The sequence below is a fragment of the Rickettsiella massiliensis 20B genome (genome assembly GCF_000257395.1).
Classification (GTDB): Bacteria; Pseudomonadota; Gammaproteobacteria; order Diplorickettsiales; family Diplorickettsiaceae; genus Diplorickettsia; species Diplorickettsia massiliensis.
Map to the genome: position 1 here is coordinate 526,357 of NZ_AJGC01000001.1, position 18,103 is coordinate 544,459.

The 18,103-nt window shown below is 34.4% G+C and carries 26 protein-coding genes and 2 pseudogenes; 16 read left to right on the forward strand and 12 right to left on the reverse strand.

Annotation, left to right across the window (positions count from 1 at the left end):
- Positions 1-104: 104 nt before the first annotated feature.
- Positions 105-287, reverse strand: a complete 183-nt coding sequence (locus S3O_RS0103000) for a hypothetical protein (RefSeq protein WP_010597576.1) — start codon at positions 285-287, stop codon at positions 105-107.
- A 540-nt stretch (positions 288-827) separates the two neighbouring features.
- Here S3O_RS0103000 and S3O_RS0103005 point away from each other — a divergent pair.
- Entirely contained in the window at positions 828-1,163 is a 336-nt protein-coding gene (locus S3O_RS0103005) for a hypothetical protein (RefSeq protein WP_010597577.1), read from the forward strand.
- On the forward strand, positions 1,138-1,692 hold the full coding sequence (locus tag S3O_RS0103010) for a hypothetical protein (RefSeq protein WP_156792712.1): 555 nt from the start codon (positions 1,138-1,140) through the stop codon (positions 1,690-1,692). Before S3O_RS0103005 ends, S3O_RS0103010 begins: the two co-directional genes overlap by 26 nt.
- 140 nt (positions 1,693-1,832) lie before the next feature.
- On the opposite strand, the gene S3O_RS0103015 is transcribed toward S3O_RS0103010, so the two are convergent.
- Positions 1,833-2,288: a hypothetical protein gene (locus S3O_RS0103015; RefSeq protein WP_010597579.1), complete on the reverse strand. Its 456-nt coding sequence runs from the start codon at positions 2,286-2,288 to the stop codon at positions 1,833-1,835.
- Positions 2,289-2,628: 340 nt separating this feature from the next.
- Between S3O_RS0103015 and S3O_RS19440 the strand changes: the two genes are divergently transcribed.
- The 4 genes from S3O_RS19440 (at position 2,629) to S3O_RS0103030 (ending at position 5,180) form a co-directional block, all read left to right on the forward strand.
- Complete coding sequence (locus tag S3O_RS19440) at positions 2,629-2,754, forward strand: hypothetical protein (protein ID WP_268869409.1); 126 nt, start codon at positions 2,629-2,631, stop codon at positions 2,752-2,754.
- Positions 2,755-2,841: 87 nt separating this feature from the next.
- A complete protein-coding gene (locus tag S3O_RS0103020; protein ID WP_010597580.1) occupies positions 2,842-3,438 on the forward strand; it encodes a hypothetical protein in 597 nt (198 codons plus the stop codon).
- Positions 3,439-3,493: 55 nt separating this feature from the next.
- Positions 3,494-4,192, forward strand: a complete 699-nt coding sequence (locus tag S3O_RS0103025; protein WP_010597581.1) for a hypothetical protein — start codon at positions 3,494-3,496, stop codon at positions 4,190-4,192.
- 340 nt (positions 4,193-4,532) lie between these two features.
- On the forward strand, positions 4,533-5,180 hold the full coding sequence (locus S3O_RS0103030) for a hypothetical protein (RefSeq protein WP_010597582.1): 648 nt from the start codon (positions 4,533-4,535) through the stop codon (positions 5,178-5,180).
- 101 nt (positions 5,181-5,281) lie between these two features.
- Here the strand turns inward: S3O_RS0103030 and S3O_RS0103035 are convergent, their stop codons facing one another.
- Positions 5,282-5,665 carry a terminase small subunit gene (locus S3O_RS0103035; protein ID WP_010597583.1) on the reverse strand — a complete coding sequence of 128 codons (384 nt, stop codon included), beginning with the start codon at positions 5,663-5,665 and terminating at the stop codon, positions 5,282-5,284.
- Positions 5,666-5,888: 223 nt separating this feature from the next.
- Here S3O_RS0103035 and S3O_RS20315 point away from each other — a divergent pair, with 223 nt between their 5' ends.
- From S3O_RS20315 to S3O_RS0103045, 3 genes and pseudogenes are all read left to right on the forward strand, one after another.
- Positions 5,889-6,152, forward strand: a complete 264-nt coding sequence (locus S3O_RS20315) for a multidrug DMT transporter permease (RefSeq protein ID WP_408005636.1) — start codon at positions 5,889-5,891, stop codon at positions 6,150-6,152.
- Positions 6,059-7,021 (forward strand): annotated as a pseudogene (locus S3O_RS13475) (tyrosine-type recombinase/integrase). The gene S3O_RS20315 and the pseudogene S3O_RS13475 overlap by 94 nt, the downstream one beginning before the upstream one ends.
- A 302-nt stretch (positions 7,022-7,323) precedes the next feature.
- Complete coding sequence (locus S3O_RS0103045; protein ID WP_010597586.1) at positions 7,324-8,082, forward strand: hypothetical protein; 759 nt, start codon at positions 7,324-7,326, stop codon at positions 8,080-8,082.
- Between the two features lie 302 nt (positions 8,083-8,384).
- Here S3O_RS0103045 and S3O_RS18625 read toward each other — a convergent pair whose 3' ends face one another.
- Both S3O_RS18625 and S3O_RS0103055 read right to left on the reverse strand, forming a co-directional pair.
- Complete coding sequence (locus tag S3O_RS18625; protein WP_010597587.1) at positions 8,385-8,726, reverse strand: RpnC/YadD family protein; 342 nt, start codon at positions 8,724-8,726, stop codon at positions 8,385-8,387.
- Between the two features lie 25 nt (positions 8,727-8,751).
- The gene (locus S3O_RS0103055) at positions 8,752-9,363 is read right to left on the reverse strand and encodes a phage capsid protein (RefSeq protein ID WP_010597588.1); all 612 of its coding nucleotides are present in this window, start codon (positions 9,361-9,363) and stop codon (positions 8,752-8,754) included.
- 116 nt (positions 9,364-9,479) lie between these two features.
- Between S3O_RS0103055 and S3O_RS0103060 the strand changes: the two genes are divergently transcribed.
- Positions 9,480-9,923 carry a hypothetical protein gene (locus S3O_RS0103060; protein ID WP_192805864.1) on the forward strand — a complete coding sequence of 148 codons (444 nt, stop codon included), beginning with the start codon at positions 9,480-9,482 and terminating at the stop codon, positions 9,921-9,923.
- A gap of 192 nt (positions 9,924-10,115) precedes the next feature.
- Here the strand turns inward: S3O_RS0103060 and S3O_RS0103070 are convergent, their stop codons facing one another.
- From S3O_RS0103070 to S3O_RS20320, 3 genes and pseudogenes are all read right to left on the reverse strand, one after another.
- The gene (locus tag S3O_RS0103070; protein ID WP_010597590.1) at positions 10,116-10,652 is read right to left on the reverse strand and encodes a hypothetical protein; all 537 of its coding nucleotides are present in this window, start codon (positions 10,650-10,652) and stop codon (positions 10,116-10,118) included.
- Positions 10,653-10,823: 171 nt separating this feature from the next.
- Positions 10,824-10,946 carry a hypothetical protein gene (locus S3O_RS19445; RefSeq protein WP_268869410.1) on the reverse strand — a complete coding sequence of 41 codons (123 nt, stop codon included), beginning with the start codon at positions 10,944-10,946 and terminating at the stop codon, positions 10,824-10,826.
- 576 nt (positions 10,947-11,522) lie between these two features.
- Positions 11,523-11,660, reverse strand: a pseudogene (locus S3O_RS20320) (helix-turn-helix domain-containing protein); the annotation flags it as partial.
- A gap of 111 nt (positions 11,661-11,771) precedes the next feature.
- Here S3O_RS20320 and S3O_RS0103080 point away from each other — a divergent pair.
- Both S3O_RS0103080 and S3O_RS10975 read left to right on the forward strand, forming a co-directional pair.
- On the forward strand, positions 11,772-12,788 hold the full coding sequence (locus tag S3O_RS0103080; protein WP_010597592.1) for a HipA domain-containing protein: 1,017 nt from the start codon (positions 11,772-11,774) through the stop codon (positions 12,786-12,788).
- The gene (locus tag S3O_RS10975) at positions 12,775-13,494 is read left to right on the forward strand and encodes a hypothetical protein (RefSeq protein ID WP_010597593.1); all 720 of its coding nucleotides are present in this window, start codon (positions 12,775-12,777) and stop codon (positions 13,492-13,494) included. Before S3O_RS0103080 ends, S3O_RS10975 begins: the two co-directional genes overlap by 14 nt.
- Before the next feature lie 211 nt (positions 13,495-13,705).
- On the opposite strand, the gene S3O_RS0103095 is transcribed toward S3O_RS10975, so the two are convergent.
- From S3O_RS0103095 to S3O_RS15185, 4 genes are read right to left on the reverse strand one after another with little or no spacing between them, the layout of a single operon-like run.
- The gene (locus S3O_RS0103095; protein ID WP_010597594.1) at positions 13,706-13,891 is read right to left on the reverse strand and encodes an RpnC/YadD family protein; all 186 of its coding nucleotides are present in this window, start codon (positions 13,889-13,891) and stop codon (positions 13,706-13,708) included.
- An 18-nt stretch (positions 13,892-13,909) separates the two neighbouring features.
- Positions 13,910-14,083 (reverse strand): hypothetical protein, encoded by a 174-nt coding sequence (locus tag S3O_RS16290; RefSeq protein ID WP_010597595.1) that lies wholly within the window; start codon positions 14,081-14,083, stop codon positions 13,910-13,912.
- Positions 14,084-14,110: 27 nt separating this feature from the next.
- Positions 14,111-14,296 (reverse strand): hypothetical protein, encoded by a 186-nt coding sequence (locus S3O_RS18630; protein ID WP_010597596.1) that lies wholly within the window; start codon positions 14,294-14,296, stop codon positions 14,111-14,113.
- Positions 14,293-15,036: an Rpn family recombination-promoting nuclease/putative transposase gene (locus S3O_RS15185; protein ID WP_010597597.1), complete on the reverse strand. Its 744-nt coding sequence runs from the start codon at positions 15,034-15,036 to the stop codon at positions 14,293-14,295. The genes S3O_RS18630 and S3O_RS15185 overlap by 4 nt, the downstream gene beginning before the upstream one ends.
- 374 nt (positions 15,037-15,410) lie before the next feature.
- On the opposite strand from S3O_RS15185, the gene S3O_RS0103120 reads away from it, so the two are divergent.
- The 4 genes from S3O_RS0103120 to S3O_RS10985 all read left to right on the forward strand — a co-directional run bounded on the left by S3O_RS0103120 (position 15,411) and on the right by S3O_RS10985 (position 18,049).
- Positions 15,411-15,851: a hypothetical protein gene (locus S3O_RS0103120; protein WP_010597598.1), complete on the forward strand. Its 441-nt coding sequence runs from the start codon at positions 15,411-15,413 to the stop codon at positions 15,849-15,851.
- A 68-nt stretch (positions 15,852-15,919) separates the two neighbouring features.
- A complete protein-coding gene (locus S3O_RS0103125; RefSeq protein WP_010597599.1) occupies positions 15,920-16,399 on the forward strand; it encodes a hypothetical protein in 480 nt (159 codons plus the stop codon).
- On the forward strand, positions 16,392-17,240 hold the full coding sequence (locus S3O_RS0103130) for a PD-(D/E)XK nuclease-like domain-containing protein (protein ID WP_010597600.1): 849 nt from the start codon (positions 16,392-16,394) through the stop codon (positions 17,238-17,240). The genes S3O_RS0103125 and S3O_RS0103130 overlap by 8 nt, the downstream gene beginning before the upstream one ends.
- A gap of 14 nt (positions 17,241-17,254) precedes the next feature.
- Positions 17,255-18,049, forward strand: coding sequence for a hypothetical protein (locus tag S3O_RS10985; RefSeq protein WP_010597601.1), 795 nt, complete (start codon positions 17,255-17,257; stop codon positions 18,047-18,049).
- The last annotated feature ends 54 nt before the right edge of the window (positions 18,050-18,103 follow it).

The following is an 18,103-nucleotide window of genomic DNA, read 5'->3' on the forward strand; positions in this document are numbered from 1 at the left end:
TTTGTTTTCCTTGTTATTAGTCTGGGGAAAGTGAAGTTTAGTTAAGATTGCAAATAAAAAATGTCCTTCATTATTAGGATAATTATAACTGGAAAAGAACGATATTATTTAAGCTTAAATTTTCCATCTACATATCCTTGTATTAACTCATGTAGAGCTTCTTTCATTTCCTTATCATCGTGAGCTGCTTTTAACTTCAAAGCTTTTCTAAGAGATACTGGTGTATCAAAACATAGTCTAACAATTTTATCTTCAGCATCATTACCTTTAAAAGCCTGCTTGTTCATAAATGGTGTCCACAAGAGTCTAAAAGAGCATTATAACGTGTATTTAAAGTATTGACTATACGAGCAATTAGAGCTATATTGCTCGTATGAGTTAAGAAGAACAGTAAGCGTCCCCCAAGGTCTCGAACACCTTAGGGACAAACACAACCAACTACGTAGGAGTTAGCTATGACCGCAAACGTCAGTCTAGATCAATTTGTCTATCTAAAACAACCTGCTTGTGACTATCTGTCGCAAGGTTACCAAATTTCTTACCATTTAACCGACAAGAGTTGCGCTCATCTAATAAAGTATAATTTAGATAAATAGGACCTATAAGTAGTATCTGCAATAACTTTAATTAAACTAACTTTTACTGTAGATTAGAAACCCCTCGGATTAATAATTTTTATTAGATCAAAATAAATATAATAATTATTTCTTCTTCACAAGATATATTATTGTGTTTTTTATGAGAGCGGGTTTCTTTTCTGGCTATAAAAACATTAGAAATGGGTTTTGAGTTTTTTTGAAAAAACAACCTAAAAATAGGAGTTAAGTATGTTAACTGCAGTTTTAAAGAAGTTTTCTTTAACCGATGAGCAAATAAGTGCTTTTGAAGAATTACTAGAAATGACAAATTGTTCTGAAAAATTACCACAAAATCCAGAAAGCACTTTGGTTACGCTAGAGGGCTTAATGGAAATAATACGCACGTTTTGGATGCGAAAAGATGGGGTTGAGCGGTGGGAGTTAGTAGATAGTGACAAAATGCTTTCGGATCGTGACCATTTTTTAGCATTGTTTGATAAACTTGGTTTTCTTTCTGAAAAATCACCTAAACTTAAAAAGTATGACTTACTTTTTGTTTTTGGGTGCATTACAAGAACGGGTTGAAAATCGGCTGGATTATTTAACTTCTTTATGGGAAAAAGGAATTCGTTTTAATCAGATAATTTTGTTGGGAGGAGAGCGCCTGTTAGTAAAAGATAAAGAATCTTTTGCTAATACTTTAAAAGAAGGAGCTACAGAACTTGATATGATGGAGGCTGCTTTTAAAGCACGTCGTTTAAAATGGCCACTTGAATTAGCAGAAATGGAATTAATTTCTGTCAATACGCCAAAGATAGCTGGGAAAAGACCGAATACTGGTGATACAATTAATGCTTGGTTAGCAAAGCGTCCGCATTCCGGCAGTGTATTGGCCATTTCAAATCAGCCTTATGTTAATTATCAAAATAACGTTATAAGAAGTTTTTTACCCTCAGATTTCAAACTAGATACAGTCGGTTCTTCAGCTAACCAAGAAGAAAAAATTAGTGTCTTATTAGATGCAGTAGGTGATTTTATTTCTGCGGATTATTCCCGTGTTAAAGCATTATTGCAAGAACCTGATCTCCAGCCGTTCTATCGAATGCAGCCCTAATAACCTGTTTCCAGTAGGCCTCCTGAAACAACTATTTAAAGAAGGTTAATTTTATCAAAATAGTTACTTTTTAAAAAGCTCTGTTTTTTAGGAGGTTTAGGGTTACAGGCTCAAAAAACTGTAGAATTTAGCTTCAAACATTAACATAAATTAAACCTTGCCTTAGCAACTTCATTGGCGAGGTTAATATAGCGTTTTCTATTTTTATCAGAAGGGTCACGTTCATATTCTTTGGCCACTTTAAGTAACTCATTTTTCCCTTCATAGGGATCGGATAAATTGGCCCGTTGACTACTTAAACCAGGGACTTGGCTATTTAATAATTGATCACGGTGTTTTAAGGCATTTGACATGGCACTTTCATCTCCAATAAGGGTATTCAAAATAGAGGTATGCAAAGAAGAGGGATAGGTTTTAGTTATATAATCTTCAACAATAGCAAGCTTATCGCCGAGAATCTTTTTTCTTTCCTCTAGCTGATTTTGATAGTGCTGTTGCTGTTCCGCCATCGCAATAAGTGTTTTGTTAAATTGATCTTGATTTAAACCTACTGTTTTGGCTATGTTTTGCAGTCCTTGTATCTCTTGCTCAGGCAAACAGATTGATTCAGGTAAGCTATAGTTTTCGGGAGCTTCAAAGCTTTTTAGTTTTTCTTTGAGCGCTTTATTTTCATTGAATACAAATGATTTCAGCTTGTTTTTCTCCAGGAGTGAGACTAAATCTAAGATGTGACGTTCTCAAAATATTTGCTGCCTTCTTTACAGTTCCACAGCGTGGAATCAATCTCTCAAAAGTATTTTTCGCCATAGTTATCTACTCCATTTTTTTTCTTATAAAGAGAAACCAATCCAGTCTATCTAGATTTCTCGCAACACGTGTTGCGAATATGTTTAGTAATATAAAAAATAAAGTCTTATAAGAAGAAGGAGTGAGAACATGCAGCCAAGACGGATACGTTTGCGTGACACACCGAATTATTTAGGGATGGATAAAAATCGATTTAATAGAGAAGTCAAACCTCTTTTATCTATCATTCAAATCATTAATAAAGTTTTTACATAATTTAATCTATTAATAATTACTTAATAATATTTTGATATATTATATCAAAAATTGATATTCTTTAACCTTAATATATAAAATTAAATTATGCCACATTCTATGATTTTTGATTGTAATATTGACGATATATTAGAAATAATTAAAAGAAATAACTTTTTAACTCAAGAAGTTGAAGACTTAATCAGAAAACATAATGATTTTAATCTAATAAATCAAATATTTAATAGATTTATTGATAAAAATATCTTCGATCTAGAAAATATAAAATGGTTTCTAGAGTATCCTGATATTAATCAGATCGCAGAGACAATCAATATTCTATATGAAAACCAACTTTTAACCAAAGAAAATATAGAATGGATAAAAGAAAAATCTGGTCATTACTCCAAACACCCTACAGGAAAACTTGAAAAATTTATTAAGGATTTATCTAATAGTATTTGTCATTCATTCAATATAACCAATCCTTTTGCCTCAGAAGATTATGATCGTTCGTCGATACACTTTTTACTCAAAATACTCAATAACGATAAGATATTAAATGAAGAAATTATAAAATTGGTCAAAGAACGCGATGATCAATACATCCATCTCATCAGCAATCATCCTTACTCTAAAGGTGGTATGGCCTCAGCACTTCTGTTACTCAAAGATGCCAAGTTATTAGTTACTCAAAAATGCTAATTTATTAGATGATCAATACATCCATCTCATCAGAAATCACCATTACCCTAAGGACATGGCCTCAGCACTTCTGTTACTCAAAGAGGCTAATTTATTAGATGATCAATACATCCATCTCATCAGAAATCATCCTTACGCTAAGGATCGTATGGCCTCAGCACTTCTATTACTCAAAAATGCCAATTCATTAGATGATCAATACATCCATCTCATCAGAAATCACCATTACCCTAAGGACATGGTCTCAGCACTTCTGTTACTCAAAGAGGCCAATTTATTAAATGATCAATACATCACCCTCATCAGCAATCACTATTCCCATAAGTACATGGCCTCAGCACTTCTATTACTCAAAGAGGCCAATTTATTAGATGATCAATACATCCATCTCATCAGAAATCACAATTACCCTAAGGACATGGCCTCAGCACTTCTGTTACTCAAAGATGCCAATTTATTAGATAATCAATACGTCAATCTCATCAGAAAGCATCCTCATCCTAAGATAATGGCCCGAACACTTGTGTTACTTAAAAATAATGGAATATCAAATCAAAAAAACATAAACTTGATCAAAAATAGTTTTCATAAAAATATGATACATATTCTTATATGTCTTAATAATTCTAATCTTTTAAACAAAGATAATTTTGAAAAGTTATTTAATCCAAGATATGAATTTTTATTCAGAATGAAAAAATATGTAAATTGCTTTATCAATTATCTAATTTTTATTTACACAAGACGTTTTTAATGAACTTATTGAATATTCGACACGTCCAAACGCAGAGCAAATAATTATACGATATATTTCTAGACTGCAAAGAAGAGAGCCTATTAATCACCCTCAAAGTACCCATACAGCAAGTATTAATTATTCTGCATCAGCCTCAGCAAGAAAACTTTATGAACGTTATGGGAAAGCAATATCAGATGATAAATTAGATTCAATTATTCTTAAAATTCAAAAATATATTTCTTCATTACCTGACAAGTCTCAAATTAATTTAGCTGCAAAAAGATGTATTAATCGCGTTACGCAAGTAGATTATTCTTTTGAAGACCCAACTTCTAAAATATCAATACAACAGTTATTGGCACTCACTTATCTTGCGCTAATAGATTCTGACCTATGTACAGCAACTCTAGAAGATGCTTTGCAACTGTTCGTCCAAGGATTATATGAAACTCAGCGCGACGGGAATCTATCGGAGGACGGGTTTGATAATTCAGATAAAATAGATAAAGTCATTTGTCCCGCTGGTACCTTTAATAAATTATTAGAAAAAGTAAATGGAGTTCATCCAGACGTTGAATTAACTTTTATTAATCGATCAGTTGCTTCACATAAACTACCTGTAGTTGTATGTGAAGAAGTCGATAAATACCTTCAGGAGCGATCTTCTCCTTACGTGTTTCTAATAGAATCTCTAAAAATTGAAGGTGTTGAAGTGATCTGGAGTGAAATTGAATCTAAAATAAACAAGCGTTTATTTGATGAGTTTGGAGTACTCTTCAAAGGTGAAAACGATCCAGATTTTAAGATGTTCATTGACGCTGGAAAATATACACCAATAGATGATCTATTAAGTAGTTATGAAAAAGACTTGGTTCATCCATCCAGCAGTAGCCAAACGGTTCGAGCTTCATTTTTTACTCCTAAAGACAAAGATCAGAAAGTGGAGCGCAGAACAGAAAACAGTAACAGTATGGCTACAGAAAATAATATAACACTTAACTAAAAATAATTTTTGGCAGTAGTCATCATATTAACTGTGAATGTTATCCTAAGATTGATAACAATTAGAGTATATCAATTCTAGTCATGACACTCACAGTTAAATTAATATTCTCGAGTATATTTAATAGTCAATTCACGTGCCCTTGCTTCTTGGATATCATCCATATCCAAGTTAAGATTAAATTCCTTCTCAGGGACATAATGACCTTTGATTTTATTGATTTCAGTCAACGCACGTAAAGCATCTTTAACAGCTTTTGCCTTAATCGTCCCATCGTCAGCAACCCCGGCACAGACTACACGTACCAGCTTTTCCATCACCCAATCTATGGTCGCTCTAGCAGAATGAGTAGAATGTTCTTGGATAGACGTTAAATACGCTTGGCCTTCTGGTTTCTTCAAAAGACGAGTTGCTTTCGATATCTTATCGACACTTCCAAAATAATGAATGATTTCTAAGACAGCTTTTTCTTGATTTACGTACATAAATAAAATCCTTATTTTTTAAAACCGTCAAAAAATTTTATGCAAGAAATTTGTTCACAGATGAACATTTTGATCCGGTAATCTAGATATAGACTTAGTAAATATTTAATCCAATATTTTATATAAAAAATAGATATATGAAGAGAATGCAGGGGGCTTTAGATTTAAGGAGCAGTGATAGTGAAAACCTTCAATCTTGAAGAGGCCCGCTCAGTTTTTGAAAATGAACCCTCAAGGATTGAGAAGACTTGTGGCAAGCAGAAAAATACCTAGAACAAAACCAGGTAAATGTTGGTGTTTCTTGGAAGAAGACCTTGTTAACTATTTACATTCGCTTTACGATACCCCCTGCAAAGTATCGCAGGGTGTCTCTAACAATAGGAGAGAACAATTATGGCACTCTGTAAACGAAACAATATCTGGTGGATCAGACTTTCTCACAACGGAAAGAGAATACAACAATCTACTGGGACTTCAAACAATGTAGCGGCGCAGGAATTACATGATCGCTTAAAAGCGGATTTGTGGCGCCAAGGTAAGTTAGGGGAAAAACCAGAACGATTATGGCAAGAAGCGGTAGTCAAATGGTTCGATGTTTGTAAACGTAAAAGCAAACGTAGCTTAGAAGAAGCAGGTTTTCATTTAAAATGGGCCGATCCTTTCTTGAGAAATAAAAAACTAACTGAAATAGATGTTGATCTAATAGATGAGCTTATTGAAGCAAGGAGAAAAGATAAAGTATCGTATGCAACTATTAATCGTATGTTAGAAGTAATAAGAGCTATTTTAAATAATGCTTTTAAAAAAGGATGGCTAGAAAAAATGCCTATTATTTCATTGTTTGATGAGATAGAACGTGATCGTTGGCTCACCAAAGAGGTAGTAAAGCGCTTATATGGCGGCTTTTTCTTCGTTAACGGGATTACGAAAAGCCAATGTGCTTGGATTAAGATGGAAACTAATTGATTTAGTGAGGTCAGCGCTTGTCAATCTAAAACGAGAAAAGCCATCCCAGTCCCTTTAAATGAAGAAGCAGTTGAAATTATCCGTAAGCAAATAGGGAAGCATTTTGAGTTTGTTTTCACTTATCAAGGAAGTCCTGTTAAGCAGTGTACAACAAAAGCATGGAGAAGTGCTTTAAAACGAGCAGGCATCAAGGATTTTCATTGGCATTTACGCCATACCTGGACTTCATAGCAGGTTCAAAATGGAACGTCATTATATGAACTGCAAAGGTTGGGTGGTTGGTCTTCTTACAATACGGTACAACGTTACGCACATCTAAATAGTCAGCAACTGCAAGAAGCAGCTGAACGTGTAGCATGTACAAATTTGGTACACGCTACATTTAAGTGATAGTTCGGATTGTAACTAAACTAGCTAACGTATTGAAAAATAATGTGAATTTGGCGCGCCCGGACAGATTCGAACTCCGATAGGTACTTATATTCTAAGTTATTGAAAAAAAACATTATTATAAACCGGACGATCCTTACAACTCTATAATAATGACTATGAGCATCATGTTCAGTCGCGCATGGATTTTTAAAGATAAATCAGAAAGAAAGGATGACTGCTGATTAAATTTTAACTGATATAATGTACCGTTTTATTTATATAAAACATTAATACTTATTAGAATAAAGGATTTGTACATTATGCCTAATATTGGTGAATCATTTTTGGTATCTCAATCAGAAAAAGGGCTCCCCGCCCATTGTAAATTAGCACTTGTTGGCGACGCACTATCTATCTTAGCGAAAGATCAAACTAATTTGGATTTGAAATTTTCACTAGAAAAATATTGCGAATTTTCTCCTTCAGAAATAGAAGCACGTCAAAAAGCAATCGATATGGCGGTTTCTATTTTTGCTGGTTCATTTTTTATGATTACTCTTAGTTTCGGAACAGCCGGCCTTTTAATTGAACAGAGTATTCCTCAATGTAGTACAGGATGTAAAGAATGTGATGTTAAAAGTAAAACTGATAGCGAACATAACAAATGTCTTGAAGATAATAAGTGTGATGAATGTCATAGTCCTATCATATGGATACCCATTCTTCTTGGCATGCTTATAACAACTTATATTGTTTATTTAGATGCTGATATTAGGTTTACTGCTTTGATTTGGTTAAAAAATAAAGTTCATGCATTACAACGAAAACTAGAAGATCGACTTAATAGTGCTCCCAGATCAGAAGAAGAAATTCAACAATTAGAAAGGAATCTTTGTGAAGCAATAAGGCAGGGGCAAGAGCAATCATTAGATAATCAACAGGATACTCGGAGCAATGAAGAATTGGATGAATTTACCCCGATACTTCAACAACGACCATCCTTCTTTAATTGGCAACGTTTGCCCTTACAGCAAAACGAAAGCAGTGAAAATCAACAACCAGGATGTTCGTATTACTAGACCATTAAAATCAAATATAACACTTCTTGAAAGTTACTTCATCGAGTAAGAGGCATAACTTCTTACCATAGAAATGTTGAAGAAGTTCTTTTATAGATAGGAAAATTCAGTGCTTTTTAGCGAAGTCTACTATTTCTTTTCCGATAAGACGGTTAGCGTTTGTACAACTTTTGGGAAACATGCCCTCGGGTAGAATGTTTTTGGCAACAGTTATAGCTTCTTATGCCGCCCTTCTTCTCGGCCTGGCATCTAGAGTTGCTGTACTGCGTTCACAACATCTTCTTCATAATTTTCGAGGTATATCAGTCTTCAAGGCTGAGTAAATCTTGATCAGATAAGCCAGTTATTTCCTTAATGAGTTCAGGATCTAGTCTTTTAGATAACATCTTTTTAGCAATAATGAAGTCTTCTTCTCTTCGGCCCTGCTGTAGACCTTGCTGTAGGCCTTCTTCACGGCTTAATCGTTCAAAACTTGTTACATAACTCATATTTTTCTCCTTCTCCAATTTATGGAGTTTCTCTTTATATTCTAGCTCGAGTTTTTCAGGAATAATTAAGGCCCAGTCTATCACTTTGAGCAAATTTATTACATCATCACGTCTCCACCCTCTATCATATAACCGTCGGGTCAACTGGAGCTTCATGTAAAATCGGGCTTGCGGGTCTTTCTTAGTTTCTAAAAAAGTTATATGAACTAAAGTCGTTATAGAAAAAATTAGATACTTGCTGATCGTTATATAGTGAGGGTTTTAACAAAGCCGGTACCCAGGTCGACACCTCCAGGTTATGCACATCCATGCCTTGGCTTTCAAGATAGGCAATCGCTAGAGCATACTTTTCTTCATTGAGTCCAGTGTTAACACCGACATCAACCGGCACGGTATAAATTTTCCCCGCAATAAAATCTGGATCACTAAAGATCGCATTGATCTTAATGAAATCATTCAACCGTGCTGCGGCTTTGGCATGGGTTTTGGAGTGATCGATAATCTTATCAAAGTTATAAAGTGTTTTTTCACCACCACCAATCACAGTTTTAAGGTGATAATTATAGGTCGGTACTTGCACATTGGTTTCATTAAGTGGGGTAACGCGAATATCGGTGGCTGCAAAACCACTGTGACTCATTTCAAGTAAATCAGAAACGGGAACATTTAAATGCGTACCACGTAAACCATGACGTTCTTCAATCGTACCTTTGAGTTTGGATAAATTTTGGTATTGCTGCGTGACTTCCGTGTTAAACATCTGACACGTAGCTTCGTAACTAATTTCGGACATAAATAACCTGATAAATAAAAATTAATTCATTAATTTCATCTATCAGGTTGCCTAAACATCGCTCAGGGCTGATAATGATTCTGCTTGCGGGCTTTTTAGATTGATCTATAAGTTTTATGAATAAATCAACAAGTACTAGATACAGTATTTTTAATTTACAAAAAGAAAAAAGTATTATGAAAATAGAAGAGTCAATACAAAAAATAGAAAGCTTAATAGTTCTTATTCCAACGTCAGAAGAAAAGGAAAAGCTAAAACAAAAACTATCTAACTTAAAATTAATTTCTATTCTAATGGATGATATAAAAGAAGTAAAAAAATATCTAAAAAATGAAGATTTTTATTGTTATTTTAAAGATTTCCAGGATTTACGGACTTTGCTTTTTTACTCTGAAAAAATCTATCCAAAAAATGTAGAATGGTTTTTGAATTCAGATTTGTTTTACTTTATGTTATTGGCTCCAGAAAAGTTTAAAATAAATTTAAAAGACGTTTACCAAAAATTAATAAATAGCGTTAAATTTACTAAAAAAATATTCTTGAATATAAACTTATGTTAGTTAAAAAAGCAAATAAATATATTCAATATACGGACATGGGAGCTTTTGCTCTAAGTGAACTTTTTTTGTTTTAGAAAAAACAATACATGATTTTAAATTGCTTCATTCTAATCCAAATGCTTTTTATCAAATTAGTAAATCTCCAATTGTATCTTCTTTATCACTAGAATCTAACAACCATGGCTTAAAAGTTTAATTTCTAGATCTTTCTTTAGTCACTTCACTAGCCAGATTAATATAGCGTTTCCGATTTTTCTCAGTCGGATTTTGGTGATATTCGTCTGAAATTTTAGCTAAGGCTTCTTTAGCATCTTCCGGGTCAGAATAACTGGCCCGTTGATTGTTAAGACCTGGTACTTGTGAATTGAGTAATTGGTCTCGATGTTTTAAAGCGTCTTTCATCGCGTTTTCATCTCCTAAGAGTGTAGCTAATACGGTGTGATGTAAAGCGGAGGGATAGGTTTTTGCTACATAATCTTCCACCACTTTAAATTGTTCACCGAGTTGTTTTTTGCGTTCAGCTAATTGCGTTTGGTAGCTCTGTTGCTGTTCTTGCATGGTAGAGAGGATCTTTTCAAACTGAGCTTGATTTAACCCCCCCTGTTTGGCGGCATTAGCCAGACCTTGTAGTTCTTGCTCGGATAATGAAACTGATTCCGGTAATTGATAATTCTCAGGCACGGCAAAACTTTTTAGTTTTTCTTGCAAGGCTTTATTCTCGTTAAACACCGTCGAGGTGTTTTTATAGGCCTTTTCTAATTCTTCTACCGATTTATATTTGCCCGCATAGAGCTTAGTAGCTTCTGTTATAGCGGGTGTTTCATTGGATTCTGAAATAATAATATCTACTTCTTATCCATCTTGTTTATGTTTGATTTCTGTCATTGTTCAAATACCTCGCTAAAAATTGTCTTTTAGGACATCGTGCACTCGATCGATATGTGTTTGAATCATTCTCCAAACGGAGCGACGACCATCTTGCCAAGCAAAAGCAGCACCCGTAAAGTCACGTGCTTGTTCCATAATGCAAATAAGGTTTGTGAAGAGAGAAATCGAAAGCCAGTGTTAACCGTATTGCGGAGAGTTGCGTAGCTAGCTTCCGCAAAAGTCCCGCAAGGGATTTTTTAAGTTTGTTTGAAAATGATGTAAGTCCTTGATTTTATTGGCGCGCCCGGAGAGATTCGAACTCCCGACCACCAAGTTCGTAGCCAGATATATAATATAAAAAATCATTAATAATCAACAACTTGCGATACTTTGCCAACTTAATAAGCTATCTAAAACTACGGAGATTTTAGTACATTCTATTTCAGCCTGGTACAATTTTGGTACAGTCATTAAAGTAATTTTCTAGAGCGGTAGGCATCATAGGTTTTATTAATTAAAAGTTTCCTAGCTGCCGATAAAATTCTTATCGTTAGTTATCTGTTAATGGTAGAAGGCCGATCCAAATCATAAGTGCAACGTCTTTTCCTAATTATCTATTGGTATGAGTTAGCATAAAATACCTTCTTTGGTGTAGCAAAATCCAATAATTTTCTTAGGCGGTTATTCAATCGATCCATAATAGCCCCAAGTTCATTTTCTGTTAAGCTGGGTGTTACGTTTAAATTCCCGACTAATTGTTGATTTATGGACCCCTATTTCTTTGGCTATTTCTGTTTGATTGTAACCTGCTTTCCATAAGCCATAAATTTGACATCGTTTTCTAAAGTCAAGTTGTTTATACTTCTTCATGCTGCAATCTTTTATTATTTAAATAAACAATATTTATTATATAATTTTATTGTGTATTATTTGTGCAAAAATTGCTCTTATAAGTTGAATTCAAGTCAATAGGTTATAGTCATGGATGACAAAGAAATAGAACTATTAGAACGGCCTAAACTTCAAGAAGCTAAAGAAACAAAACAATCAAAATGGTCTATACTTCAACAACCAGTCGATACACCAGTAGATGTATCTGGTTGGGATGGCCCTACTAATCCAGTTGGAACACGGGTAAATAGAAATTTATTTAGCCCTGAAGATTTACAAGGCTCAAGTTTTTTACAAAAAAATCATTATTACTGTTTTAAACAATCTATTAAACGCTACCCAGAAGAATTTTGGATGGAAATATTCGCTTATCTTTTAGGAAAAGATATAGGAATTAAAGTTCCTCCTACATTTGTTGCCTTTAATAGGCTATCTGGAAAATGTGGCGCTCTTAGTGAATTTTTTTATAAAGAAGGTTCTGAAGATTTTCACAAAGGCGGCGATTACTTTAATAATCACTTAGAAAAATTTGATAGAAAGAAAGGAACTCAACATAACATTAATACACTTTTTGAAATATTTGATAATCTTGTAAAAAATGAAAAGTTAGAAGATAGAAACTGGAAAGAATATTGGTCTGAGGTTTTCTTATTTGATGCTTTAATTGGAAATACAGATCGCCACCAAGATAATTGGGGAATTATCGAAAATAAAGAAAGTTTTAAAAAAACTATAGCCCCTGTTTTTGATAATGGAACCAGTATGGGTAGAGAAATTTATAAAAAAAAATTTCAGACTTGGAAGCAACAAGATTATGATAAATATATATCTAAGGGCTTTCACCATATTCGAGTAGATATTGAAAGCAAGAATCCTGGACACTATGAATTACTTCATGAAATGATGAGAAAATACAATGTAAAAAAAACAATGCTAAATTTATTAAACAAAGTTAATATAAAAAATATTACAAAAATTTTAGAATACCTTACTAAATTTGACATACCTGTAAAGTTGACGACTGAAAGAGCAAACTTTATGCTAAAATTAATAGAAAACAGGTACGATAAATTGAAAAAAGGAGTTACATCTAATGAATTTAATTGAACACGTTATAGAGCCACAAAAATTATTATTAGCTTGGCAGTCTTTAGAACCAGAATATCGTGATCGACATATTGTAGCTGAACTCATTCGTACTAGTAGTGAAGATGCAAACCTCATTTATTTAGTTAACACAACTAGTTTTGAAAAAGCGAAGAATAGAGGTTTTAAAGGTTATCCAGCATTTTCATATTTGAAGAACATTTATTATGATAATGTCCTTGATACTTTTAGAGTTCGTTTAATTAGTAAGAATAGAGATGATTATAAGAATTATTTAGATGAATTACGTTTAAAGCCTGATGTTCCAATAAGTGATTTCGGCTTGTTAGGATATTCAAATGGTAGATTATTGTCCGATGGATTTTCATTTATACATCCTTTTGAAAACGTCAGTGGACCGTGTGAATTATTTATAGAGGCCGCTGGGTTTAGACACATTTATGAAGGAACAAATCCTGTTAATATCCAAATAGGTGATAAGGTTTATTTTAAAATTACAAAATATGAAAACGAAGATGCAATTGAAATTTTAGACCAATCTAATAAACTTTTAGGGTACATAAATAGAGGTTTGATAAATACATTTATTGATTGGATTAATAACAAAAGAATAGTAACTGCCTCAATTGAAAAAATTAATTTATCTTTTGAAAATAGACGTTCTCTTTATATTTTTGTAAAAATAAAGAGTAAGACTATTTCTTAAAATAAATTATTAATAAACTGCTACTTAATCTAATGCCTAGTTAGATTTTTTCCTTTTATAATAAAGCTATCACGCCTCATACTAGCCCTATTCGCATTATCGAGTATTTTCAATACTTGCTTTTCTATAAGTCTAATTTTAGTTATTAACATTTTTTTCTAATAGCCGATAGTCAAATTCTTGTTTAATTATTAAATTCTCTCCCTTATAGTTAATCTTCAAGACTGCGCAAATCTTTATTAGATAAACCTGTAACGTCCTTAATAAATTCACAATCAGCCTCTCTAGCGAGCATTCTTTTAGCAATAACAAAGTCGTCTTCTCTTTTGCCTTGTTCTAGGCCCTGCTGTAGGCCTTTTTGTAGCCCTTTTTGTTCAAGTTGTTGTGCAAATGTCATGATGGTTTGCTTATGATATTAATCCTCTAGGCTTAGTAAATCTTGATCAGAAAGCTGGGTTGCTTTTTTAATAATCTCATGATCGATGCCCATATTCAGCATTCTCTTTGCAATAACAAAGTCTTCTTCTCTTTTGCCTTGCTGTAGGCCTTGTTGTAATCCTTCTTGTTTTAGTTGTTGTGCAAATGTCATGATAACCTCGCGGTAGTTGCGAGAATATTAGTCTTCGAGGTTAAGTAAATCTTGATCAGATAAGCCTGTTACTTCCTTGATAAGTTCAGAATCTAACCTTTTAGCTAACATTCTTTTGGCAATAACAAAGTCCTCTTCTCTTCGGCCCTGCTGTAGACCTTGCTGTAGGCCTTGCTGTAGGCCTTGCTGCTTTAATTGTTCTGCAAATGTCATGATAATATCTTTATCCTCTGGTAGATGGTGAGAATGTGAATAAGTTCATCAACTGCTTCTGGTTTACTCTCATCCTGGGTCTCGTTTATTACAAATTTTACCATATAACGGCGCGGTTCTCTGCTTAATTGCTTAAATAGGGCTTTGATAGACTCTCGCCTTTCTTTAAGAATAGCTAAAAAGTTCTTGGCCCGAGCATGTTTGAGAAGCATCTCCATCAGAAAAGCTGGCCCTTCTGCAAGCTCATCATCTGATAAAACTGTTAAATCTATTAAGGTAAAAGGCTTAAACACAATTTGTTTAGCTAAATCAGGGTTATCAAAGCATTGATAAACATCAACAGGATGTGGGTATGGAGATTCCAAGCCGTGATACAAGCAAATTGGTAAAACAATCGGCAATTTTTTATGGCCTTGTCGGATATGCTGATCCATGGCAGCAATACTATATTGTAATTGCCGAAAGGCCATCAGTTCTTCATTGGCTGTCGATTCTGCCTCTAGGATGAAGAAAATATAGCCGTCTTGATTATCAAACTGGCAACGGTAGACAATATCCGAATGAATTTCTCGGAATTTGGGTAGAATAAAACTTTTATCAGTTAATTCTAAGGTATCAAGGTTAATCCGTTGAAAAATTTCAGCAGGTAGATGTGTTTTTAGGTAAGATATAGCTACTTTTTTCTCAGAAAGGGATACCTTAAAAAGTTTGTCAAAAGGCTGATGAATAGTAATTGTCACTTTTATTGTCCTTATTTATAACTAACTAAGCGATTTCAACTCCAAGATAGGTTGAAAATTAATTATAGGTAATGTAATGAGCACTAAAAAGCAGATAAGGAAGAGAGATCAACAATAATTGTAAGAGTACCTAAAGAAATGGCAGAACAATTGAAATGGCTTTCTTTTAAGATGAAGGTAAGTATAGCAGAGCTTTGCCGTCGAGGTGCAGAAAAAATAATAAAGGAAAACTATAAAAAATTTCCTCCTCCTTGACTTTAATCTTTATCATGATATCATGATAAAGATTATCAGAAAATAATATGCAGCGTGACACGTAGATGCTACCAACATCTACATGCCACTAACCACAATCTACTTTGGAGGAGTAAACTATGGCTAACGTCAGTTTAAATCAATTCGTTTGTCTAAGACAACCTGCCAGCGACTATCTATCGCAGTGCTACCAAACATCCTCTCTCTTAAAGAGTTTAATTGAAGAATTAAAGGCCTTTCTAAATTCTAAACCAGGTCTTCTGTTTGATGATTTAACTAAAAGCTTAGAGATGCTTTTAGAATCATTCCAAATAGGTGTTGAAGAAGCGCATAGTGCTATAGACGTTGATGTTAATCCTTATCCTAGCTTCCTCTCACTGAATGTAAGTCAAACACAAGGACAAAACTTACTTAGAGAAGTAGCTGATGACCTTACGCAATTAAAGCACATGCTACTGGAAGCTGCTGATGAGCTTGATACCTATAACGGCTTTGAACCTTATGCCAAGGAATTTACGAAAATACTGAGCAATAAAAATCAAGGAGGAAGCTATGCGTAAACTCCACCGATTATTTAAAAAGATCAAAAAATGTTTCTTAGCTTTCATCGGATTAAAGGAGGTGGCTCATGGCTAATCCCATACCATATATAGAACTTGGCAAACCTGGAGATTCTAGTCATGTTAAATGGGTTATGCCGGACCCTAAAAAAGAACCCGTCTTTGATGATTTTGGTGGCCTTATTCAACAAGCCGTATCTGATCAAGGTGTCTCTTGTTACGACGAACTCAATGAATCCATGCGTTGGGCATTAGGTATTGCTGCACTTCGTGAAAATAAAACCTTAGCAATTGATGCAGACTATAACGGATTCAATCAAGTATTAGCCAATGTCTTTGAGAAGAGAGGATCGCTCGATAGTTTACAAAATCTTTATCAATACCTTGTTCGGATTGTGATTGAAGGAAGTAGACAATATGACGCACAAGTTGCCTATTGCATCGATAACGCCTTAGAAAAAGAAGAAGACAAGCAGGCGTTTAATGCGAAGTATTTTTCTCATGAGGAAGAAGCCGACTATTGGCACGACGAGGTGGACCATGGTTAATATATTACCGTCTCCACTCGTTTCTATTGATCAAACTACAATTAAACCTGGAATTTACGACATTTCCAATGAAATTTACCACCAAGGATCGGGTATCAGCCGCAGTGCATTAATGGAGTTTAAAAAATCTCCTTATCACTATTGGTACAAGTATCTAAATCCTTATTATGTTCCAGAATCTGCTACACCGGCTCAAATCTTTGGTAATGCTTTGCATACCTTTATTTTAGAGCCAAAGGAATTTGAAAAACAGTTTTTTACGCTAGACAAATTCGATAAGCGAACTAAAGCCGGTGCGGAACGCTGGAAACAAATCCAAGCAGAACAAGGTATTAAAACCTTTCTAAAGGAAGCGCAATACCAAGAGTTGCAACAAATGGCAGATAGTTTGCAAAAGAATAAGCTGGCTTTGCAATTGATTGAGAGCGCACAAATAGAGCAATCTCTTTACTGGAATGATCCTGAAACTGGCATTTTATGTAAATGTCGGCCTGATATTTTGCAGCGCAACTTTGTTTGTGATCTCAAAAGCGCACAAGATGGTAGTGCATGGGCCTTTTCAAAGGCCGTGTTGGACTATGGCTACCATATTCAAGCGGCGATGATTCGAGAGGCCTTGCTTCATATTCAAAAAATCAAAATAGATGATTTTTTCTTTATTGTTGTTGAGAAAGCAGAACCTTTCGTTACCGTTGTTTATCAATTGGATAAGAAATCCATTGATAAAGGTCGTGATGAATTTAAAAGTCTATTACAAGCCTACAAACAATGTTTAGAAACAGATAACTGGCCCAGCTATCGAGCCCAAGAAATTTCACTACCCCGCTATGCATTTAATTAAATTGGAGAATAATGATGTCAAATGAATTAATTTGTGATCAAGGTAAATTAGTCCGTGCTGAATTAGATATGCAAATTACCACCGCTAAAGCTTATCCACGAAACCCCAATGAATTTATTAATTTAGCAACACAACTTGCTACACAAGACGAAGAAACCGCACAAGCTTGCTTTTATTGTCTACCTCCCCGTAAAGATAGTTATGGAAAACTTACAGAAATAAAAGGTCCTTCGATTCGTTTAGCTGAAATTGCTGCGGCAAGTTGGGGAAATCTCCATGCTGGCAGTCGAATTGTTGAGAACGATGGCCAATCGATTACTGCAGAAGGTGTCGCTTGGGATTTGGAAAGAAACGTTAAGATCAGCAGCCAAGTTAAACGTAGTATTACAAAGAGCAATGGTGCTCGCTATAGCCACGATATGCAAACACTCACAGGCAATGCGGCTAGTGCTATCGCGCTTAGAAATGCGATATTTAAAGTGATCCCCAAAGCATTGATCGACAGAGTGTATGAAAAAGCAATGCAATTTGCAGTAGGCGATCAAAAGGATTTAAGCGCACGTAGAAAAGCAATTTTTGATCGATTTGCACAATGGAATATTGACCCTAAACAAATTCTACAATTTTTCAAAAAGAATACAATCGATGAATTAACTCAAACCGATTTAGTAAAACTCATCGGTATAGGAACCGCGATCAAGGAAGAACATATTACACCCGACAAAGCCTTTGTCTTAGAGGAGGAAGAATCAACAACCTCTCCCAATATTGAGGAGCGTGTTAAAAATTTACTTAATCCAAATAAATAACTAAATACTAAACCGCCAACCCCCCGTAAGGGGGACAGCGACAAAGGTGCTATC